The organism is Shinella sp. G-2 (genome assembly GCF_050172695.1).
In the GTDB taxonomy this organism is placed as follows: domain Bacteria; phylum Pseudomonadota; class Alphaproteobacteria; order Rhizobiales; family Rhizobiaceae; genus Shinella.
In genome coordinates this window covers 743,535-761,495 of sequence record NZ_JBBEYH010000001.1, presented here as the reverse complement: position 1 = coordinate 761,495, position 17,961 = coordinate 743,535, and the positions used below count along the sequence as shown (strand labels likewise).

General features: G+C 65.1%; 21 protein-coding genes, 1 pseudogene and 1 riboswitch. Of the genes and pseudogenes, 11 read left to right on the top strand and 11 right to left on the bottom strand.

Going from position 1 to position 17,961, the window contains the following annotated elements; translation table 11 throughout:
* From V8U06_RS03780 to V8U06_RS03750, 7 genes and pseudogenes are all read left to right on the top strand, one after another.
* A pseudogene (locus V8U06_RS03780) lies at nucleotides 1-133 on the top strand (S-(hydroxymethyl)glutathione dehydrogenase); the annotation flags it as partial.
* Nucleotides 133-600 (top strand): GNAT family N-acetyltransferase, encoded by a 468-nt coding sequence (locus V8U06_RS03775; protein WP_427139550.1) that lies wholly within the window; start codon nucleotides 133-135, stop codon nucleotides 598-600. The pseudogene V8U06_RS03780 and the gene V8U06_RS03775, both read left to right, overlap by 1 nt.
* Complete coding sequence (locus V8U06_RS03770) at nucleotides 597-1,076, top strand: hypothetical protein (RefSeq protein ID WP_427139549.1); 480 nt, start codon at nucleotides 597-599, stop codon at nucleotides 1,074-1,076. Before V8U06_RS03775 ends, V8U06_RS03770 begins: the two co-directional genes overlap by 4 nt.
* A gap of 17 nt (nucleotides 1,077-1,093) precedes the next feature.
* Entirely contained in the window at nucleotides 1,094-1,567 is a 474-nt protein-coding gene (locus tag V8U06_RS03765) for a YaiI/YqxD family protein (RefSeq protein ID WP_427139548.1), read from the top strand.
* Entirely contained in the window at nucleotides 1,564-2,220 is a 657-nt protein-coding gene (locus V8U06_RS03760) for a DUF1345 domain-containing protein (RefSeq protein ID WP_427139547.1), read from the top strand. The genes V8U06_RS03765 and V8U06_RS03760 overlap by 4 nt, the downstream gene beginning before the upstream one ends.
* A gap of 18 nt (nucleotides 2,221-2,238) precedes the next feature.
* A complete protein-coding gene (fghA, locus tag V8U06_RS03755; RefSeq protein ID WP_427139546.1) occupies nucleotides 2,239-3,072 on the top strand; it encodes an S-formylglutathione hydrolase in 834 nt (277 codons plus the stop codon).
* A 156-nt stretch (nucleotides 3,073-3,228) separates the two neighbouring features.
* Complete coding sequence (locus V8U06_RS03750) at nucleotides 3,229-3,543, top strand: DMT family transporter (RefSeq protein WP_427139545.1); 315 nt, start codon at nucleotides 3,229-3,231, stop codon at nucleotides 3,541-3,543.
* A gap of 54 nt (nucleotides 3,544-3,597) precedes the next feature.
* Here the strand turns inward: V8U06_RS03750 and V8U06_RS03745 are convergent, their stop codons facing one another.
* From V8U06_RS03745 to V8U06_RS03725, 5 genes are read right to left on the bottom strand one after another with little or no spacing between them, the layout of a single operon-like run.
* Nucleotides 3,598-3,990, bottom strand: a complete 393-nt coding sequence (locus tag V8U06_RS03745) for a DoxX family protein (RefSeq protein WP_427139544.1) — start codon at nucleotides 3,988-3,990, stop codon at nucleotides 3,598-3,600.
* A gap of 42 nt (nucleotides 3,991-4,032) precedes the next feature.
* Complete coding sequence (locus tag V8U06_RS03740; protein ID WP_427139543.1) at nucleotides 4,033-4,818, bottom strand: ATP12 family chaperone protein; 786 nt, start codon at nucleotides 4,816-4,818, stop codon at nucleotides 4,033-4,035.
* Nucleotides 4,811-5,476 carry an HAD-IA family hydrolase gene (locus V8U06_RS03735; RefSeq protein ID WP_427139542.1) on the bottom strand — a complete coding sequence of 222 codons (666 nt, stop codon included), beginning with the start codon at nucleotides 5,474-5,476 and terminating at the stop codon, nucleotides 4,811-4,813. Before V8U06_RS03735 ends, V8U06_RS03740 begins: the two co-directional genes overlap by 8 nt.
* Nucleotides 5,476-6,468, bottom strand: a complete 993-nt coding sequence (locus V8U06_RS03730) for an RluA family pseudouridine synthase (RefSeq protein WP_226918916.1) — start codon at nucleotides 6,466-6,468, stop codon at nucleotides 5,476-5,478. The genes V8U06_RS03735 and V8U06_RS03730 overlap by 1 nt, the downstream gene beginning before the upstream one ends.
* Before the next feature lie 58 nt (nucleotides 6,469-6,526).
* Complete coding sequence (locus tag V8U06_RS03725) at nucleotides 6,527-6,763, bottom strand: Lrp/AsnC ligand binding domain-containing protein (RefSeq protein ID WP_024271053.1); 237 nt, start codon at nucleotides 6,761-6,763, stop codon at nucleotides 6,527-6,529.
* 248 nt (nucleotides 6,764-7,011) lie between these two features.
* Here V8U06_RS03725 and V8U06_RS03720 point away from each other — a divergent pair, with 248 nt between their 5' ends.
* The 4 genes from V8U06_RS03720 to gcvP all read left to right on the top strand — a co-directional run bounded on the left by V8U06_RS03720 (nucleotide 7,012) and on the right by gcvP (nucleotide 12,087).
* The gene (locus V8U06_RS03720; protein WP_226918915.1) at nucleotides 7,012-7,299 is read left to right on the top strand and encodes a hypothetical protein; all 288 of its coding nucleotides are present in this window, start codon (nucleotides 7,012-7,014) and stop codon (nucleotides 7,297-7,299) included.
* Nucleotides 7,300-7,442: 143 nt separating this feature from the next.
* A riboswitch (glycine riboswitch) is annotated at nucleotides 7,443-7,544 on the top strand.
* A gap of 155 nt (nucleotides 7,545-7,699) precedes the next feature.
* Nucleotides 7,700-8,839: a glycine cleavage system aminomethyltransferase GcvT gene (gene gcvT, locus V8U06_RS03715; RefSeq protein ID WP_427139541.1), complete on the top strand. Its 1,140-nt coding sequence runs from the start codon at nucleotides 7,700-7,702 to the stop codon at nucleotides 8,837-8,839.
* Between the two features lie 15 nt (nucleotides 8,840-8,854).
* Complete coding sequence (gcvH, locus tag V8U06_RS03710) at nucleotides 8,855-9,217, top strand: glycine cleavage system protein GcvH (protein WP_427139540.1); 363 nt, start codon at nucleotides 8,855-8,857, stop codon at nucleotides 9,215-9,217.
* Nucleotides 9,217-12,087: an aminomethyl-transferring glycine dehydrogenase gene (gcvP, locus tag V8U06_RS03705; RefSeq protein ID WP_427139539.1), complete on the top strand. Its 2,871-nt coding sequence runs from the start codon at nucleotides 9,217-9,219 to the stop codon at nucleotides 12,085-12,087. The genes gcvH and gcvP overlap by 1 nt, the downstream gene beginning before the upstream one ends.
* Nucleotides 12,088-12,155: 68 nt before the next feature.
* Here the strand turns inward: gcvP and V8U06_RS03700 are convergent, their stop codons facing one another.
* The 6 genes from V8U06_RS03700 to sufD all read right to left on the bottom strand — a co-directional run bounded on the left by V8U06_RS03700 (nucleotide 12,156) and on the right by sufD (nucleotide 17,948).
* Nucleotides 12,156-12,536 (bottom strand): response regulator, encoded by a 381-nt coding sequence (locus V8U06_RS03700; protein WP_427139538.1) that lies wholly within the window; start codon nucleotides 12,534-12,536, stop codon nucleotides 12,156-12,158.
* A gap of 10 nt (nucleotides 12,537-12,546) precedes the next feature.
* The gene (locus V8U06_RS03695; RefSeq protein ID WP_427139537.1) at nucleotides 12,547-14,412 is read right to left on the bottom strand and encodes a PAS domain S-box protein; all 1,866 of its coding nucleotides are present in this window, start codon (nucleotides 14,410-14,412) and stop codon (nucleotides 12,547-12,549) included.
* Nucleotides 14,413-14,534: 122 nt separating this feature from the next.
* Nucleotides 14,535-14,924 (bottom strand): Fe-S cluster assembly scaffold SufA, encoded by a 390-nt coding sequence (sufA, locus tag V8U06_RS03690; RefSeq protein WP_427139536.1) that lies wholly within the window; start codon nucleotides 14,922-14,924, stop codon nucleotides 14,535-14,537.
* A 79-nt stretch (nucleotides 14,925-15,003) separates the two neighbouring features.
* Complete coding sequence (locus tag V8U06_RS03685) at nucleotides 15,004-15,384, bottom strand: SUF system Fe-S cluster assembly protein (protein WP_226918908.1); 381 nt, start codon at nucleotides 15,382-15,384, stop codon at nucleotides 15,004-15,006.
* Nucleotides 15,385-15,395: 11 nt separating this feature from the next.
* Nucleotides 15,396-16,634, bottom strand: a complete 1,239-nt coding sequence (locus V8U06_RS03680) for a cysteine desulfurase (protein WP_427139535.1) — start codon at nucleotides 16,632-16,634, stop codon at nucleotides 15,396-15,398.
* Between the two features lie 39 nt (nucleotides 16,635-16,673).
* Nucleotides 16,674-17,948 carry a Fe-S cluster assembly protein SufD gene (gene sufD, locus V8U06_RS03675; protein WP_427139534.1) on the bottom strand — a complete coding sequence of 425 codons (1,275 nt, stop codon included), beginning with the start codon at nucleotides 17,946-17,948 and terminating at the stop codon, nucleotides 16,674-16,676.
* Nucleotides 17,949-17,961 lie beyond the last annotated feature (13 nt).

Below are 17,961 nucleotides of genomic sequence, written 5' to 3'. Positions count from 1 at the left end.
CGTCGACTGGTACATGGAGGGCAAGATCCAGATCGATCCGATGATCACCCACACCATGCCGCTGGAAGAGATCAACAACGGCTTCGACCTGATGCATTCCGGCAAGTCCATCCGCGGCGTGGTCGTTTATTGATGACGGCGTCTGCCTATAGCGTCGACATCCGGCGGCTGGAGGCCTTCTCCGCCGCCGAACTCTACGCGCTGCTCCGGCTGCGCGTGGACGTTTTCGTCGTGGAACAGGCCTGCGCCTATCCCGAACTCGACGGCAAGGACATGGCGGCGCTGCATCTGCGGCTGCTGATCGACGGCGACACGGCCGCCTATGCGCGGCTCTGGCAGCCGGAGGGCAAGCCGCCGCGCATCGGCCGCGTGCTCGTCGCGCCGGACCATCGCGGCAAGCGTCTGGGCGATGCGCTGATGCAGGAGGCGATCAGCGCCTGCGAGACGCATTTTCCCGGCATGCCCATCGCTCTTTCGGCACAGAGCTATCTCGAACGCTTCTATCGCTCGCTTGGCTTTTCGCCGACGTCGGAGGAATATGTCGAGGACGGCATTCCGCATATCGACATGATCCGCCCCGCGACAGAGAGCCAGCCATGACCATCACGATCCGCCCGGTACGACGCATCATCGCGGCCGCGCTTCTCGCCGCCGCCGGCCTTGCGCCGTCGCTCGCGCTGGCCGGGCCGGAAGGCACCTATGCCATGACCGGCACCAATCCCGGCGACCACAGTCCCTATGAGGGGGTCATCGAGGTGAAGAAGACCGGCGAGACCTATGCCGTCACCTGGCGCTTCGGCGCGGACGAGACGCAGGGCATCGGTACGCTGGCCAAGGGGTCGGACAAGACCTTCGCCGTCAGCTACAGTACCGGCGAAGGGCACGGCATCGCGCTCTACGAGCTTCAGGGCGACGGCTCCTGGTCCGGCGTCTGGACGAACATCAGCGGCGAAGCGCTGGGAACCGAAATCTGGCGTCCGCAGAACGGCGGCGCCACCACGGCGAGCGGCACGACCTCCGGCTCGACGCCTGCCAGCGCCTCCACCCCGCAAGGCCAGGGCGCGGCGCGGCGATAGTGGCCGAAGAAAGAGCAATGAGCGAAGACCTGCCGATCCTCTATGTCGATGCCGACGCCTGCCCGGTGAAGCCGGAAATCCTGAAGGTGGCCGAACGCCACGGCCTGCCCGTGACCTTCGTCGCCAATTCTGGCCTGCGTCCCTCCCGCGATCCGATGATCCGCAACGTCATCGTCTCCGGCGCCTTCGATGCGGCGGACAACTGGATCGTCGAGAATGTGCGGGAGGGTGACATCGTCGTCACCGCCGACGTGCCGCTCGCCGGGCGCACGGTCGCCAAGGGCGCGCATGTCACCGGCCCCACCGGCCGGCTCTTCGACCAGACGAATATCGGCATGGCGAGCGCCATGCGCGATCTCGGTGCGCATCTGCGCGAGACGGGCGAAAGCAAGGGCTACAATGCCGCCTTTTCGCCGCGCGACCGTTCCGCCTTCCTCGAAACGCTCGACCGTCTTTGCCGCCGGGCCAAGAACGCGCGGACCGGCGCATGACGGGCGCGCCGGGGCCGCGGACCTATGGGCGGCACGTCCCCTTTTACGCCGGCCTCGGCTCTTCGGCGCTCGTGCTTGCGGCCGCGCTGTGGCTCAAGCCGGATTTCGCGGTCGATGCCGCGGCCGTCGCCTTCTTCCTCTCCTACCTGCTTCTGACCGCCCTCAGGCTGCCTTACCTTACCGCCGCCTATCTCGAGCACTACGCGACGGATGCCGACGAGCCGGTCGGCATCATCTTCGCCGTCACCTTCGCCGCCGTCGCGATCTCGACGGGCTCGCTCTTCGTGGTGCTGAACCGGGCGGCAGCGACGGGCCCCGAATTCGTGCTCGCCTTCGCCTCCGTGGCGCTCGGCTGGCTGACCATCCATACCATGGCGGCGCTGCACTACGCCCATCTCTACTGGCGACCGGACCGTGCCAGGATCGGCAAGGACGCCGCCCGGAGCCTCAAGTTTCCCGACGATTCGCCCCCCGGCGTCTATGATTTCCTCTATTTCGCCTTCGTGATCGGCATGACGGCGCAGACCTCCGACGTCGCGATTACCTCGACGGCGATGCGCAAGGTGAACCTGCTGCATGCTGTTGTTTCCTATTTCTTCAACACGGTGCTGGTCGCCGCCGCGGTCAACGCGGCCGTGTCGCTCGCCACCTGAAACCCATCGGAGTTCCTAATGAAAGTGCTTTCCCAGAACACCGCCTTCGGCGGCATGCAGGGCGTGTTCAGCCACGATTCGGAAGCCTGCAACTGCGAGATGACCTTTGCCGTCTTCGTGCCGCCGCAGGCGACCCGCGAGCCGCGCCCGGTGCTGTGGTATCTCTCCGGCCTCACCTGCACCCATGCCAACGTGCTGGAAAAGGGCGAGTACCGCCGCATGGCCGCCGAACTCGGCCTCATCGTCGTCTGCCCGGATGTGAGCCCGCGCGGTAGCGACGTGCCGGATGAAATCACCAACTGGCAGATGGGCAAGGGGGCGGGCTTCTATCTCGATGCCACCGAGGAGCCCTGGGCCAGGAATTTCCAGATGTACAGCTACGTGACGGAGGAGCTGCCCAATTTCCTCCGTCAGCATTTCCGCATGGACATGGACCGCCAGGGTATCTTCGGCCACTCGATGGGCGGCCATGGCGCGATGACCATCGCGCTGAAGCATCCGGACCGCTTCAAGAGCTGCTCGGCCTTTGCACCGATCGTCGAACCCTCCACCGCCGACTGGTCGGCGCCGGCCTTCGAGAAATATCTCGGCGCCGACAAGGCGAAATGGCGCGAATACGATGCCTGCGCCCTCGTGGCGGACGGCGCGCGGTTCCCGGAATTCCTCATCGACCAGGGCAAGGCGGACGGCTTCCTGGAAAACGGCCTGCGCCCCTGGCTGTTCGAGGAGGCGATCAAGGACACGGACATCAAGCTGACGCTGCGCATGCACGAGCGCTACGATCATTCCTACTACTTCATCTCGACCTTCATGGACGATCATCTGAAATGGCATGCCGAACGCCTCGGCTGAGAAAGCTATGGCGGGGGCGCATGGCTGACGTGCCGCCCCCGCCCTTGCCCTTGCCGCGCGGTTGAGCAATAGTTCGCCCCGGTAGACGGCTACCGCCGGAACAATCCGGTCACGATCGCGGGGACGGCCTCGCTCCCTTGAAACGGAGTAGGCAAAATGCCCTGGATTCTTCTCACCCTCGCAGGTCTCTTTGAAATCGGCTGGGCCGTCGGTCTCAAATATACCGATGGCTTCACGAAGCCCCTCCCCACTGTGCTCACCGCCGGTTCCATGGTCATCAGCATCGTGCTGCTCGGCCTTGCCGTGAAGACGCTGCCGATGGGCACGGCCTATGCCATCTGGACGGGCATCGGCACGGTCGGTACCGTCTTCCTCGGCATCATACTCTTCGCCGAGCCGGTCACCGCCATGCGCCTCGGCTGCATCGCCCTCATCGTCACCGGCATTCTCGGCCTGAAGTTCGTCGCCTAAAGCATTTCCAGCCGAAGCGGGATCGCTTCGGCGTCGGACAATGCGGTAAAAAAGCTAGACCCGGCGATTGTCGAGGGCGAAAGCCCCCGGCCCCGCCACGGTCAGGTAGAGAAAGACGAACGAGAAGAGAATCGCGGCATCGCCGCGATTGTTGATCGGAAAGAAGCTCTGCGGCGCATGCGCCATGAAATAGGCGACTGCCATGAAGCCGCAGAGCACGAAGGCCGCCGGCCGCGTGAAGAGGCCAACCAGAATCAACAGGCCGCCGACGATCTCCAGCGCGCCCGCGACGCCGATGATGTTCATCAGATTCCCGAAGGGCTGCTCGGCCGGCGGAAAATCGAAGAATTTCTGCGTTCCATGCTCGATGAAGAGCAGCGCCGTCATGATGCGCAACAGTGCCAGGGCTTGTGGCCGGAAGGCGGACAAGCGGTCGACCATGAACATATCCTCCGTTTCAGTGGAAACGGATTCTAGGCTGTAAAACGATCAGGACAAGAGGCCGGCCAGAACGGTGGCGGCGACGTCCAGTTCGGCGCGGCGCAGTTCGCGGCGGTGGAAAGCCTCCTCGTCCGTGCCCCACTGCTCGATCTGCCAATCCTCGTCGACATGGGCGAGCGACCAGGCCTTTTCCGCATCGATCACGCCTTCGGCCAGCGCCAGCGCCAGCAGCGCCGAACCGGTGAGCGTCGTGACCGTGTGCAGGCAGGCGAGCGCGAGCGGATCCCGGTAGACCGAAAGCGCCGCCGCAAAGGCCTCGATGGCCTCGGCCGGCTGCTCCTGATGCATCACGCCTTCCACAAGGATGAAACACGCGCCTTTCGCGTGCGCCGCCCAGCGGATCACCGGGTCCCAGCCTTCGCGCTGACGCGCGACAAGTCCGTCAGGAGAATCGGCGCGGTAGCACAGCATGTCCGTGCCGGCGAAACGCACGATCTCCTCGAAGACCGCATCGAAGTTCTCGGTGACCCCATCGATGGCCGTGTTCACAAGACGCGTCACCGGCATCCTGGCGGGGTCGATCTCCTCGCCCTGCCCGTCCCATTCGGCCTTCAGCCGCTCGGCGATGGCGGCGGCGGGCACGGCAAGCAGCTTCTTGCCGGGCGTGCGCACCGGACGGCCGTCGAGCAGGATGCGATAGCCCTCTTCCGTCCGCTCCGTGGACACCTCCTTGTAGAAGCGCTTCGGCAGCGGGCGCTTCATCTGGATCTGCGCGCGGCGTACCGGATCGGGATCGCTCATTGCGTCGGAAAGGTCGCTCAGGATGTCACGCATCGGAAATCTCCAGCCATTCGAGAAGGTCGGCGGGCGTGCGCAGGATATGATCCGCGCCGGCCTCGACCAGTTCGGGCACCGAGGCATAGCCCCAGGAAACGCCGATCGCCTGAGCGCCGGCGGCCTTCGCCATCTGCATATCGTAAATCGCATCGCCGATGACAACCGTTCGGCCGGCATCGATGCCCGCTTCGCTGCAGCATTCCGTCACCATGGCGGGATGCGGCTTGGAGGGGCAGTCGTCCGCCGTGCGCGAAACGAAGAAGGTCTTGTCGAAGCCGTGGGCGGTACGGATGAGATCGAGGCCGCGGCGGGATTTGCCGGTGACGGCGCCGAGGATCAGGTCGTCCTCCCGATCGAGCCGCGCCATCATGGCGGCGATGCCGGGAAACAGCGGCTCCTGATAACCGGGCTCGGCGCGCACGCCCGAATAGATCGCCTTGTAATGCGCGGTCATGGCCAGCGCTTCCTCGTCGACATGCGGCTTGCCCTGCATGCGGGCAATGGCGATGTCGAGCGTCAGGCCGATGATCGCCTTGGTCTCGGCGACATCCGGCCGCGCATGGCCGAAATCGACGAATGTACGCGCCATGACCTCATGGATCAGGTTCGCGCTGTCGACCAGCGTGCCGTCGCAATCGAACAGAACCAGGCGCATCAGTCTTCCTCGTCCGCCGCGCTCTGGTCGAAGCCGAAGAGATTCCACGTCTGCACCATGTGTGGCGGCAGCGGCGCGGTCACGCGCAGGCGCCCGCCCGAGGGATGCGGAATGTCGATGTGACGGGCATGGAGATGCAGGCGGTTCTGCACGCCGCCCGGGAAGGGCCAGTTGATGTCCGCCTCGAAATACTTCGGATCGCCCAGGATCGGGTGGCCGATATGGGCGGCGTGAACGCGCAGCTGGTGCGTGCGGCCGGTATAGGGCTCCATCTCCAGCCAGGCGAAGTTCTGCCCGGCCTGCTCGACGACGCGGTAGAAGGACACGGCGTGGTCCGCCCCGTCTTCGCCGTGCTTGGCGATGCGCATGCGGTCGCCGTCCGGCGTCTGTTCCTTGACGAGCCAGGTGGAGATCTTGTCCTCACGCTTCTTCGGCACGCCCTTCACGATGGACCAGTAGGTCTTCTTGGTGTCGCGCTCGCGGAAGGCGGCGGTCAGCTTCTGGGCGGCGCCGCGCGTGCGGGCGATGACGAGCACGCCCGAAGTGTCGCGGTCGAGGCGGTGCACGAGGCGCGGCTTCTCGCCCTTCTGGCTGGTCCAGGCCTCCAGCATCTTGTCGATATGCCGGGTGACGCCCGAACCGCCCTGCACGGCGATGCCGGCCGGCTTGTTGAGCACGAAGACCTTGTCGTCCTCATGCAGCAGCATGCGGGACAGCAATTCGCCATCGGGGGAATGCTTGAGATCGCGGCCGGCAATCGGGCCGGCCTTCGGCGCCTTGGCGTCGACGTCCATCGGCGGGATGCGGACCATCTGGCCGGGCTGCACCCGCGTGTCGCTCTTGGCGCGGCCGCCGTCGACGCGGACCTGGCCGGAGCGCAGCAATTTCTGGAGCTGGCCGAAGCCGAGGCCCGGGTAATGGACCTTGAACCACCGGTCGAGGCGCATGCCCGCCTCGTCGCCTTCCACCTGCCTGTGTTCGATGCCTGCCATGTCAGCCTTCTTTCGTTGCGCCGCTCTTAGCGCAAGAACAGGCGGAGGGGAATATTGCTTAGAATGCGCGGAAGGTCAGCGTGGTCAGCGAGCGCACGATGCCGGGAATGGAGGCGACGTGATCGTTGATGAACTTGCCGATGTCCTCCTCGCTGTCGACATAGATCTTCAGGAGAAGGTCGTAGTCGCCGCTGGTGGAGTAGAGTTCCGAAATGAGTTCCGTAGCGTAAAGCGCGTCGGCCACTTCATAAGTCTTGCCCGGAGCGCATTGCAATTGCACGAAAATCGGCTTCATCGGTCCTCCCCGCGCCATCGGCGGCATGCTGGTCGTCCTTGGCGGTTTCCACGGCGGAACCGGCCTTGCCGCTCGATTCCGGCGGCATTCTCCGCCTCTTATGGCGGAATTTGCCCGCCGAAGGCAAGGCCGGCGGGCGGGCGCGCAGACCGTTAAATTTCGATGAAAATGCAACCACCGCGTTTTACACCCGCGAAAGGCGCAACTGTTAAATTCCTTAAACCAACCAACCAGACCGCTGAAACGCCATGACCCAGATCGTGACAGTCTCGCCAGCCACCGCCGCCTATGCCTCGCAGGGCATGAAAATGCAGACCCGCACGGGCACGCTCTTCGAGCAGCGCATCCACCATTGGAGCGAGGATGCGAAGATCCACGGCGATGCACGCATCGTGGCCGTGCTGAACGTGATCCAGCCACCGGCCCTGGCGCTTGCCCTCATCACCGCGCCCGGCGGCATGCCCCAGGTCACGGCGGCCGAGGCCCAGCGCCTCTATGACGAAAACGGAATGCCCCTTCCCGACCAGCCTGACTGAACGTCCCCCCAACTCAGCCGTCCTCCCTCCTGCAAGGCCCCCTTCCCGGGGCCTTCTTTTTATCCCCTTCCTGCAACGACAAAAAATTGTTCGGCAGCGACGCGGCACTCTTGCCAAAACACAGGCAAGGTCGTTATCTGGAACCGACCTCGCTGGGAGAAATCGGTCGCCTTTGGAAAGGTGGAACCGGTGCCGAAGGAGCAACCGCCCCGGAAACTCTCAGGCAAAAGGACCAGCAAGGTGCCGTCGGAACTCTGGAGAGAAGCGTTTTCACGCTCGCCGAAGGGATAACAATCTCAGGCAAAGGGACAGAGGGGGCTCAGGAGAACGGCGCAGCTGCGCCTGATTGTGAGCCGGCGCCCGGAGGAACGATGGGCGCCCAAGGACTGGAGGGCGCCTTTTGGACGGATCGTCTGAACTCAAGAAAACACCGCTTCACGCGCTGAACGTATCGCTCGGCGGCCGCATGGTGCCGTTCGCCGGCTACGAGATGCCGGTGCAATACACGGCCGGCGTGATGAAGGAACACCTGCACACCCGCGCCAGCGCCGGCCTCTTCGACGTGTCCCATATGGGCCAGGTCACCGTGCGCGCCCGTTCCGGCGACAATGCCGATGCCGCCCGCGCGCTCGAAACGCTGGTGCCGGTCGATGTCGTCGGCCTCGGCGAAGGCCGCCAGCGCTATGCGCTCTTCACCAATGACGAAGGCGGTATTCTCGACGACCTGATGATCGCCAATCGCGGCGACCATTTCTACGTCGTCGTCAACGCGGCCTGCAAGGACGCGGACTTCGCCCATATGCAGGCCAAGATCGGCGACGTCTGCGACCTGACGCTGCATGACGACCGTGCGCTGATCGCCCTTCAGGGGCCACATGCCGAAGCCGTGCTTGCCGAACTGTGGGCCGACATCTCCTCCATGCGCTTCATGGACGTGCGCGCCTGCGACCTGCACGATGCCGACTGCATCGTCTCGCGCTCCGGCTATACCGGCGAAGACGGCTTCGAGATCTCCATTCCGGCCGATCTTGCCGAAACCGTCTGTCGCCGTCTGCTCGATCACCCGGACGTGCTGCCGATCGGCCTCGGCGCCCGCGATTCGCTGCGCCTCGAAGCCGGCCTCTGCCTTTACGGCAACGACATCGACACCGGCACGACGCCGGTGGAAGGCGCGCTGGAATGGGCCATCCAGAAGGCGCGCCGCAAGGGCGGCGAGCGCGAAGGCGGCTTCCCGGGCGCGGCCGTCATTCTCGACCAGCTTGAAAACGGCGCCGACCGCCGCCGCATCGGCCTTCGCGCCGAGGGCCGCGCGCCGGTGCGCGCCGGTGCGGTGCTCGCCACCGATCCCGAGGGCGAGGATGTCGTCGGCACGGTCACTTCGGGCGGCTTCGGCCCCAATGTCGATGGCCCCGTCGCCATGGGCTACGTCGCCAAATCCGCCATCGCCCCCGGCACCCAGCTCTATGCCGGCGTGCGCGGAAAGTTTCTGGCCGTCACCGTATCGGCCATGCCCTTTGTCAAGAACACCTTCAAACGCTGATCAGAAAGGTTCGTCATGCTGAAATTTACCGAAGAACACGAGTGGCTGAAGATCGAAGGCGGCGTTGCGACCGTCGGCATCACGACGCACGCGGCCGAACAGCTCGGCGACCTCGTCTTCGTCGAACTGCCTGAAGTCGGCGCCACGTTCGAAAAGGGCGGCGATGCGGCCACCGTCGAATCCGTCAAGGCTGCCTCCGACGTCTATTGTCCGCTCGACGGCGAGATCGTCGAGATCAACGAGGCGATCACCGCCGATCCCTCCCTCGTCAACAGCGACCCGCAGGGCGCCGGCTGGTTCTTCAAGCTGAAGCTCGCCAACCCGGCCGATGCCGATGGCCTGATGGACGAAGCCGCCTACAAGGAGCTTGTCGGCTGATGTCTCTTCCCAAGGACTTTGCCTTTACCGATTACCAGCCCTACGACTTCGCCAACCGTCGCCATATCGGCCCTTCGCCGAAGGAAATGGACGCGATGCTCAAGGTGATCGGCTATCCGAGCCTCGACGCGCTGATCGACGACACCGTTCCGCAATCGATCCGCCAGACGAAGCCGCTCGAATGGGGCGCGCCGATGACCGAGCGCGAGGCGCTCGACAAGCTGCGCGAGACCGCCAACCGCAACAAGAAGCTCGTCTCGCTGATCGGCCAGGGTTACTACGGCACGATCACGCCGCCGGTCATCCAGCGCAACATCCTGGAAAACCCGGCCTGGTACACGGCCTATACGCCCTACCAGCCGGAAATCAGCCAGGGCCGCCTCGAGGCGCTGCTCAACTACCAGACCATGGTCTGCGACCTGACCGGTCTCGACGTCGCCAATGCCTCGCTGCTCGACGAGGCGACCGCCGCCGCCGAAGCGATGGCGATGGCCCAGCGCGTGGCAAAGTCCAAGGCAGCCGCCTTCTTCGTCGACGAGAACTGCCACCCGCAGACCATCGCGCTGCTCAGGACCCGGTCCGAGCCGCTCGGCTGGAAGATCGTCGTCGGCGATCCCTTCACCGATCTCGATCCGGTCGACGTCTTCGGCGCGATCTTCCAGTATCCCGGCACCTACGGCCATGTGCGTGACTTCACGGGCCTCATCGCCCGCCTGCACCAGACCGGCGCCATCGCCGTCATCGCCGCCGACCCGCTGGCGCTCGCCCTCCTCAAGTCGCCCGGCGACATGGATGCGGACATCGCCATCGGCTGCACCCAGCGCTTCGGCGTGCCGGTCGGCTACGGCGGCCCGCATGCGGCCTACATGGCCGTCAAGGATGCCTACAAGCGCTCCATGCCCGGCCGCCTCGTCGGCGTGTCCATCGATGCCCGCGGCAACCGCGCCTATCGCCTGTCGCTCCAGACGCGCGAGCAGCACATCCGCCGCGAGAAGGCGACGTCGAACATCTGCACCGCGCAGGTTCTGCTTGCCGTCATGGCCTCGATGTATGCCGTCTTCCATGGCCCGCAGGGCCTGAAGGCGATTGCCCAGAGCGTGCACCAGAAGACCGTTCGCCTCGCCAAGGGCCTCGAAAAGCTCGGCTACACTGTCGAACCCGAGGTGTTCTTCGACACGATCACCGTCCATGTCGGCAAGCTCCAGGGCATCATCCTGAAGACGGCCGTCGCGGAAGAGGTCAATCTGCGCAAGATCGGCGACGACCGCATCGGCATCAGCCTCGACGAGCGCTCGCGCCCCGTCACGCTGGAAGCCGTCTGGCGCGCCTTCGGCGGCGATTTCGAGGTGGCCGAGTTCGAACCGGACTACCGCCTGCCGGAAGACCTGCTGCGCACCAGCGAATACCTGGCGCATCCGATCTTCCACATGAACCGCGCCGAAAGCGAGATGGTGCGCTACATCCGCCGCCTCTCGGACCGCGACCTCGCGCTCGACCGGGCGATGATCCCGCTCGGCTCGTGCACGATGAAGCTCAACGCGACGGCGGAAATGCTGCCGATCACCTGGCCGGAATTTTCGGAGATCCATCCCTTCGTTCCCGCCGACCAGGCGCAGGGCTACCGCTACCTGATCGAGGACCTGTCGCAGAAGCTCTGCGACATCACCGGCTACGACGCCCTCTCCATGCAGCCGAATTCCGGCGCGCAGGGCGAATATGCCGGCCTCCTGACGATCCGCGCCTATCACCTTGCCAACGGTGACACCCATCGCGACGTCTGCCTGATCCCGACCTCCGCTCACGGCACCAACCCGGCCTCCGCCCAGATGGTCGGCATGAAGGTCGTCGTCGTGAAGGTGTCGGAAAACGGCGACATCGACATGGACGATTTCCGCGCCAAGGCCGAGCAGCACGCGCAGAATCTGTCCTGCTGCATGATCACCTATCCCTCCACGCACGGCGTCTTCGAGGAGAACGTGCGCGAGGTCTGCGAGATCGTGCACAAGCATGGTGGCCAGGTCTATATGGACGGCGCCAACATGAACGCCATGGTCGGCCTTGCCCGCCCCGGCGATATCGGCGGCGACGTTTCGCACCTCAACCTGCACAAGACCTTCTGCATCCCGCATGGCGGCGGCGGTCCCGGCATGGGCCCGATCGGCGTCAAGGCGCATCTTGCCCCGTTCCTGCCCGGCCACCCGGACATTCCGGGCCTCGGCGGCACGGGCGCGGTGTCGGCGGCGCCCTTCGGCTCGGCCTCCATCCTGCCGATTTCCTGGAGCTACTGCCTGATGATGGGCGGCGAAGGCCTGACGCAGGCGACCAAGGTGGCGATCCTCAACGCCAACTACATCGCCGCCCGCCTCAAGGGCGCTTACGACGTGCTCTACAAGTCCGCCAAGGGCCGCGTGGCGCACGAATGCATCATCGACACGCGTCCGCTGGCCGACAGCGCCGGCGTCACGGTCGACGATGTCGCCAAGCGCCTCATCGACAGCGGCTTCCACGCCCCGACCATGAGCTGGCCGGTTGCCGGCACGCTGATGATCGAGCCGACGGAATCGGAGACCAAGGCCGAGATCGACCGCTTCTGCGACGCCATGCTGGCGATCCGCGAGGAAGCGCGCGCCATCGAGGAAGGCCGGATGGACCGGGAGAACAACCCGCTCAAGAACGCCCCGCACACGGTGGAAGACCTCGTCGGCGAATGGGATCGCCCCTATTCGCGCGAACAGGCCTGCTACCCGCCAGGCGCCTTCCGCGTCGACAAGTACTGGTCGCCGGTCAACCGCGTGGACAATGTCTATGGCGACCGCAACCTCGTCTGCTCCTGCCCGCCGCTCGAGGACTACGCCGAAGCGGCTGAATAACCGGCACGAAAAACTTTGCCCCGGCCGATCCTATCGGCCGGGGCTTTTCCTTTGCGGGCAGGGATGGGTCAGGGTGAGACGGCGACGTCCACCCAGAAGCGGGTAAAGCCTTCGGCAAACTCCCGGTAGCCGCTGAGCGTCGAGGGTTTGACGGCATAGGCATTGGCGCCGTTCTCGTAGGCGCGGTTGACATCGACCGTACTCGACGAAGAGGACAACATGATGACGGGCGTCACCGCCGTTCGCGAACGGCCGCGCAGACGCTTGAGAAGATCCATGCCGCTGGTGCCGGGCATGTTGATGTCGAGCAGGATGTAATCGAAGGCTTCGGTGGCAAGCCGCGCGCTGGCGACTTCGGCATCGGCGACGTGGGTGATCTCGACGGGGCTGCCGGCATCGCTGAAGGCACGCATGACGAAGCGGACGTCCACGGGATCATCGTCGACCACGATCAGCTTTCTAGGCGAGCCCGCCACGATCGTTCCCCCTTGATTTCATGGGTTGTGGAAACGTCACGATGAAACGTGCGCCCGGACCATAGCTCGTGTCAAGCGCTATCACGCCGTTGTGGCTCTCCACGATCCGCCGCGCCAGGGCAAGGCCGACGCCGGTGCCCTGGTAAACTGACTCATCGCGGTGAAGTCGCTGGAAAACCTCGAAAATCCGCCCGACATGCTGCGGGTCGATGCCGATGCCGTCATCCTCCACGATGAAATCGATGCCCTGCAATCCCTGCCGGGAATAGATGCGCACGACCGGCGCCTGCTCGGGCTGGCGATACTTCAGCGCATTGCCGATGAGATTCTGCGCAAGGCGCTTCAGAAGCTCCGGATCGCCCATGATCTCCGGCAGCGGCTGCACGTCCACCGTGCCGCCGCTTTCCTCGACATGGCTCTCCAGAAGCGCCAGCGCATCGCGCACGACGACGGAGAGCGACACCGGCTTCGGCGCGGCGATGCGATAGGCGATCTGCGAGAATTCCAGCAGACTGTCGATGATGCGGCGCATGCGTGCCGCGCTCTTGCGCACATGGTCGGCATAGTGCGGCAGCTCGGCGAACTCGCCGCGATGCAGGTCTTCCGAAATCATCTCGGCGAACATCGAGAGGTGGCGGAGCGGCGCCTTCAGGTCGTGCGAGACGGTGGCGGTGAACTGGTCGAGCGCTTCGTTCTTGCGGCGCAGTTCGCTGGTCTGCGCCTCCACCTGCTGCTGCTGGCGCTTGGCCTCGGTGATGTCACGCCCGACGCTCACCACCTCTGCGACGCCCTCCTCGTCGAAGATCGCCACCGCGGTCCACAGCACCCAGATTTCCTCGCCGTTCGGCCCCTCGCTGCAGACCTCCTGGGTGCGCAGCGGTTCTTCGCGCGTATAGCGCGTCACCTGGGCAAGCTGCGCCCGCTGCTCCTGATTGCGGGCGAGATCGGCGAGGTTCCTGCCGATCAGCTCTTCCGCGCTCAGGCCGAAGCGGTTGGCATATTTGTCATTGGCAAAGCGGATCGTGAGATTCTTGTCGAAGCGCAGGATCATGTCGGGCAGGATCTGCAGCAACGAAAGATAGTCGCGCCGCTTTTCCTCCAGCGCCGCCTCGGTGCGTTTCAATTCCGATATGTCGACGCGCATGGCGACGATGTCGCCGGTTTCGGCGACATGGCTTTCGCCGCGGATCCACCGGTCCTTGCCGAATTCGAAGACGGCGCCGCCGCCACCGGTGTTGCGGTGACTTTCGAGACGCTCGCGCACCATCGCCTCGGCCTCCGGCGTGCCCTCGACGATGCCGGGAAACATGCCGGCGCGGATATTGGCGCGGGCGATGCTTTCCAGCGTCGCACCCACGCGCACGGCATCGCGCGCCTCGCCGCAGCGCTCCTTGTAGGACCGGTTGAACATCACGAGCCGTTCGGCCGAATCGAAGATCGCAAAGCCCTCGGTCATGGTGTCGAGGGCGGCGGCGATGCGCTGGCCGAGCAGGATCTGCTCGCCATGGCTGCCGCCGCTCAGCAGGCTGCGCAGCAGCAGCGCATAGCGCGCGCCGTCGGGCTCGTCGGCAAGGCAGATGACATGGGCCGTCGCCTCGAAGCGGGAGCCATTGTCATGCCGGAAGGATAAGGCGTGGGCGTTTTCCCGCCCTTCCACGCCATGGCGGGCCAGAAGGGCCGCGGGGTTCGCTCCCTCGAGAATCGCTGCGGCGGGCGGTTTGCGGCCGTCACGATTCCAGCCGAACGTCCGGGCGGCCGCGTCGTTGTGCGAGACCACGCGGGCCTCGCCATCGACGATAAGCACGGGAAACGGCAGGTTTTCGTAAAGGGTCGTGGCAAAGCCGGTCATCGCTCGCGCCCTCCCTGGCGATCACGCCGGCACGCGATCCTCATGCCGTGCGTCGGAGACTAGGCAAAAGCGCCGGCGAAGGAAAGTCGCGAGGAATAGCGGTCCGGGAAGCCGCTGCGGTATCAGGCACGAACCGTCGGCTGGCCGGCAGCGGCGAGCGCCGCGAGATCGGCGGGTTTCAGCTCGACCGATTCGCCGCAGCCGCAGGCGGACGTCTGGTTCGGGTTATGGAAGGTGAAGCCCGAGCGCAGCGTCGTCACCTCGAAATCCATCTGCGTGCCGAGGAGATAGAGCACCGCCTCCGGCGCGATCCAGACGCGGGCGCCGGCATGCTCGATCAGGTCGTCCTTGACATTGGGCTCGGTCACGAGATCGACGGAATATTCCATTCCGGCGCAGCCGCCCTTCTTGATGCCGACGCGAATGCCCGCGGCGTCGCCGCCGGCATTGTCGACGATCGCCTTGACGCGGTTCGCCGCCGCATCGGTAAGTGTCATCACTGCAAAGGCCATGGGCCGTATCTCCTTCGACCTAACGGGTTCAAGGCCCGATGGTTTCCGAATCCGAATCTAGTGATCGCCGGTTAAACGATCAATACCAGCCGACCGCGACCTGCGCTTCTTCCGACATGCGGTCCGGCGTCCACGGCGGATCGAAGGTCATCTTGACCTCGACGCCGGACACACCCTCGACCGCACTGACGGCGTTTTCCACCCAGCCCGGCATCTCGCCGGCGACAGGGCAGCCGGGGGCCGTCAGCGTCATGTCGATCTTGACCATGCGGTCGTCTTCGATATCGATCTTGTAAATCAGGCCAAGCTCGAAGATATCGGCCGGGATTTCCGGGTCATAGACCGTCTTCAGGGCCGAGATGATGTCGTCGCTGAGACGAGCCAGCTCCTCCTCCGGGATCGCCGAATGGACGATGCCGTCACGGACGTCGATCTTGTCTTCCGTTGCATCGAGGGACATGGGTCTACTCCTCAGGCAAAAAACTTGCGGGCATGGTCGAGCGCATCGGCCAGAACATCGACTTCGGCGCGCGTGTTGTAGAGGCCGAACGATGCCCGGCATGTGGAGGTGACGCCGAAGCGTTTCAAGAGCGGCTGGGCACAATGGGTGCCGGCGCGCACCGCGACCCCTGCCCGGTCGATCACCATCGACACGTCATGGGCATGGATGCCTTCCAGCTCGAAGGAGAAGATCGAGCCCTTGCCGGGCGCCGTGCCGAAGATGCGCAGCGAATTGATCGCCGACAGCCGCTCATGGGCGTAGTCGCGCAGGTCCGCCTCGTGGGCGGAGATCGCCGCGCGGCCGATCTTCTCCATGTAGTCGAGCGCGTGGCCAAGGCCGATCGCCTGCACGATGGGCGGCGTGCCGGCCTCGAAGCGGTGCGGCGGGTCGTTATAGGTGACGGCGTCCTCGCTGACGTCGACGATCATCTCGCCGCCGCCCTGGAAGGGACGCATCTCCCTGAGCCGGTCCATCTTGCCGTAGAGCACGCCGATGCCCGAGGGACCATAGAGCTTGTGACCGGTCATCACGTACCAGTCGCAGTCGATGTCGCGCACGTCGACCGGCATGTGCACCGCGCCCTGCGACCCGTCGACCAGCACCGGAATGCCGCGCTCGCGGGCGATGCGGCAGATTTCCTTGATCGGCACGATGGTGCCGAGCGCATTCGACATATGCGTGATCGCGATGAGCTTGGTGCGCTCCGTCAGGCACTTGACGAAGTCCTCGATATGGAACGCGCCCGTATCGTCGACGGGCGCCCAGACGAGCTTGGCGCCCTGCCGTTCGCGGATGAAATGCCACGGCACGATGTTGGAGTGGTGCTCCAGGATCGACAGCACGATCTCGTCACCCTCGCCGATCTTCGGCATGCCATAGCCATAGGCGACCGTATTGATCGCCTCGGTCGAGGATTTCGTGAAGATGATCTCGTCGACCGATCCGGCATTGAGGAAACGGCGCACCTTCTCGCGCGCCGCCTCATAGGCGTCCGTGGCGGCATTCGACAGGAAGTGGAGGCCGCGATGCACATTGGCATATTCGTTGGAATAGGCATGCGCTACCGCGTCGATCACCGACTGCGGCTTCTGGGCCGAAGCGCCGTTGTCGAGATAGACCAGCGGCTTGCCATAGACCGTCTTCGACAGGATCGGGAAATCCTTGCGGATCGCCTCGACGTCATAGGCCTTTGCGGGTGCGTGTTCCATCTCGACTTCCTCGTTTTCCGCGGCCCGGAAGGCCTCGCGTCAGGCGTGCTTGTCCAGCCAGGCGGCAATGACGCCTTCCAGCGCTTCCACCAGCGGCTCGTTTTCCAGCTCCTCGACGATTTCGGCGACGAAGGCGTTGACCAGCATGGCGCGCGCCTTGTTTTCCGGAATACCGCGAGCCATCAGATAGAAGAGCTGCGTGTGGTCGATGTCGATCACGGTCGCGCCGTGGCCGCACTGCACGTCGTCGGCGAAGATTTCCAGCTCCGGCTTGGCGGAGAAGTCGGCTTCGTCGGACAGCAGCAGCGTGTTGCACGACATCTTGGCGTCGGTCTTCTGGGCATCCGGCGCAACGCGAATCTGGCCCTGGAAGACGCCGCGGGCGCGATCGAAGATCACGTTGCGGATGACTTCGCTGGACGTGGTGTTCGGCACGTCATGGCCGACCGTGAAGGTCACGTCATTGTGCGTCTCGCCGCCGAGCAGGTTGATGCCGCGCAGCGTCAGGTCCGAGCCCTCGCCCGCCACGATCACGTGGATTTCCTGCCGCACGAGCTTGCCGCCGGCATTGACCACGTAGAGGCGCAGCTTCGCATCGGTGCCGAGCGTGATGCGGATCTGGCCGAGATGCGTGTCGGCCGCGCCCTGCGCCTGCAGGATGATCCAGGTGATCTCGGCGCCGTCGGCCAGCGCGATGTCGCTGACCGTCGTCACGAAGGCGGCGTTCTCGCCACCCGCGACATGGCGTTCGATGATCGTCGCCTTGCTGTTCGCCCCGAAGGTGGCCGGGAAGCGCGTATGCGTCTGGCCGGCATTCTGGATCGTCTGGATCTCGAGCGGGGCGTCCAGTTCCGTGCCATCGGCAATGTTGAGCACGAAACCGTCGCGCACGAAGGCGCCGTTGATGCGGCCGATGGCGTCGTCGCCGTCACGGGCGGCAAGGCCGGCGGCGGCGGAACCGTCCGCCAGCGCATCCTTGAAGGTGCGCACCGTCACGCCTGCGACCGTCGCGCGGGCGTCGGCAAGACCGTTGGCGACCGACAGGACGGCTGCCCCTTCAACCAGCGGCGCGACCCGGGCGACCGAGGCGGCCGGATCGAACGCGGGCACGGCGCGCAGCAGCGCCTTGAGGTCCGTATAGTGCCAGGCCTCGACGCGGCGCGTGGGCAGGCCGGCATCCTTGAAATCGCTGATCAGCGTGTCACGGGCGGCGAGCACCGCGCCGTCGCCCGGCAGGTCGCCGATGGCGTGGTCATAGGCTTCGCAAAGCGCGGTCTCGGCGACCGAGAGCGTCTTGCCTGTCTGCATGTTCATGGGATCACTCCTT

Bases quoted from the DNA above. Each gene is read 5' to 3' on its own strand.
- V8U06_RS03775 (WP_427139550.1), top strand. From the start codon at position 133: ATGACGGCGTCTGCCTATAGCGTCGACATCCGGCGGCTGGAGGCCTTC.
- V8U06_RS03770 (WP_427139549.1), top strand. From the start codon at position 597: ATGACCATCACGATCCGCCCGGTACGACGCATCATCGCGGCCGCGCTT.
- V8U06_RS03765 (WP_427139548.1), top strand. From the start codon at position 1,094: ATGAGCGAAGACCTGCCGATCCTCTATGTCGATGCCGACGCCTGCCCG.
- V8U06_RS03760 (WP_427139547.1), top strand. From the start codon at position 1,564: ATGACGGGCGCGCCGGGGCCGCGGACCTATGGGCGGCACGTCCCCTTT.
- fghA (WP_427139546.1), top strand. From the start codon at position 2,239: ATGAAAGTGCTTTCCCAGAACACCGCCTTCGGCGGCATGCAGGGCGTG.
- V8U06_RS03750 (WP_427139545.1), top strand. From the start codon at position 3,229: ATGCCCTGGATTCTTCTCACCCTCGCAGGTCTCTTTGAAATCGGCTGG.
- V8U06_RS03745 (WP_427139544.1), bottom strand. From the start codon at position 3,990: ATGTTCATGGTCGACCGCTTGTCCGCCTTCCGGCCACAAGCCCTGGCA.
- V8U06_RS03740 (WP_427139543.1), bottom strand. From the start codon at position 4,818: ATGCGTGACATCCTGAGCGACCTTTCCGACGCAATGAGCGATCCCGAT.
- V8U06_RS03735 (WP_427139542.1), bottom strand. From the start codon at position 5,476: ATGCGCCTGGTTCTGTTCGATTGCGACGGCACGCTGGTCGACAGCGCG.
- V8U06_RS03730 (WP_226918916.1), bottom strand. From the start codon at position 6,468: ATGGCAGGCATCGAACACAGGCAGGTGGAAGGCGACGAGGCGGGCATG.
- V8U06_RS03725 (WP_024271053.1), bottom strand. From the start codon at position 6,763: ATGAAGCCGATTTTCGTGCAATTGCAATGCGCTCCGGGCAAGACTTAT.
- V8U06_RS03720 (WP_226918915.1), top strand. From the start codon at position 7,012: ATGACCCAGATCGTGACAGTCTCGCCAGCCACCGCCGCCTATGCCTCG.
- gcvH (WP_427139540.1), top strand. From the start codon at position 8,855: ATGCTGAAATTTACCGAAGAACACGAGTGGCTGAAGATCGAAGGCGGC.
- gcvP (WP_427139539.1), top strand. From the start codon at position 9,217: ATGTCTCTTCCCAAGGACTTTGCCTTTACCGATTACCAGCCCTACGAC.
- V8U06_RS03695 (WP_427139537.1), bottom strand. From the start codon at position 14,412: ATGACCGGCTTTGCCACGACCCTTTACGAAAACCTGCCGTTTCCCGTG.
- sufA (WP_427139536.1), bottom strand. From the start codon at position 14,924: ATGGCCTTTGCAGTGATGACACTTACCGATGCGGCGGCGAACCGCGTC.
- V8U06_RS03685 (WP_226918908.1), bottom strand. From the start codon at position 15,384: ATGTCCCTCGATGCAACGGAAGACAAGATCGACGTCCGTGACGGCATC.
- V8U06_RS03680 (WP_427139535.1), bottom strand. From the start codon at position 16,634: ATGGAACACGCACCCGCAAAGGCCTATGACGTCGAGGCGATCCGCAAG.
- sufD (WP_427139534.1), bottom strand. From the start codon at position 17,948: ATGAACATGCAGACAGGCAAGACGCTCTCGGTCGCCGAGACCGCGCTT.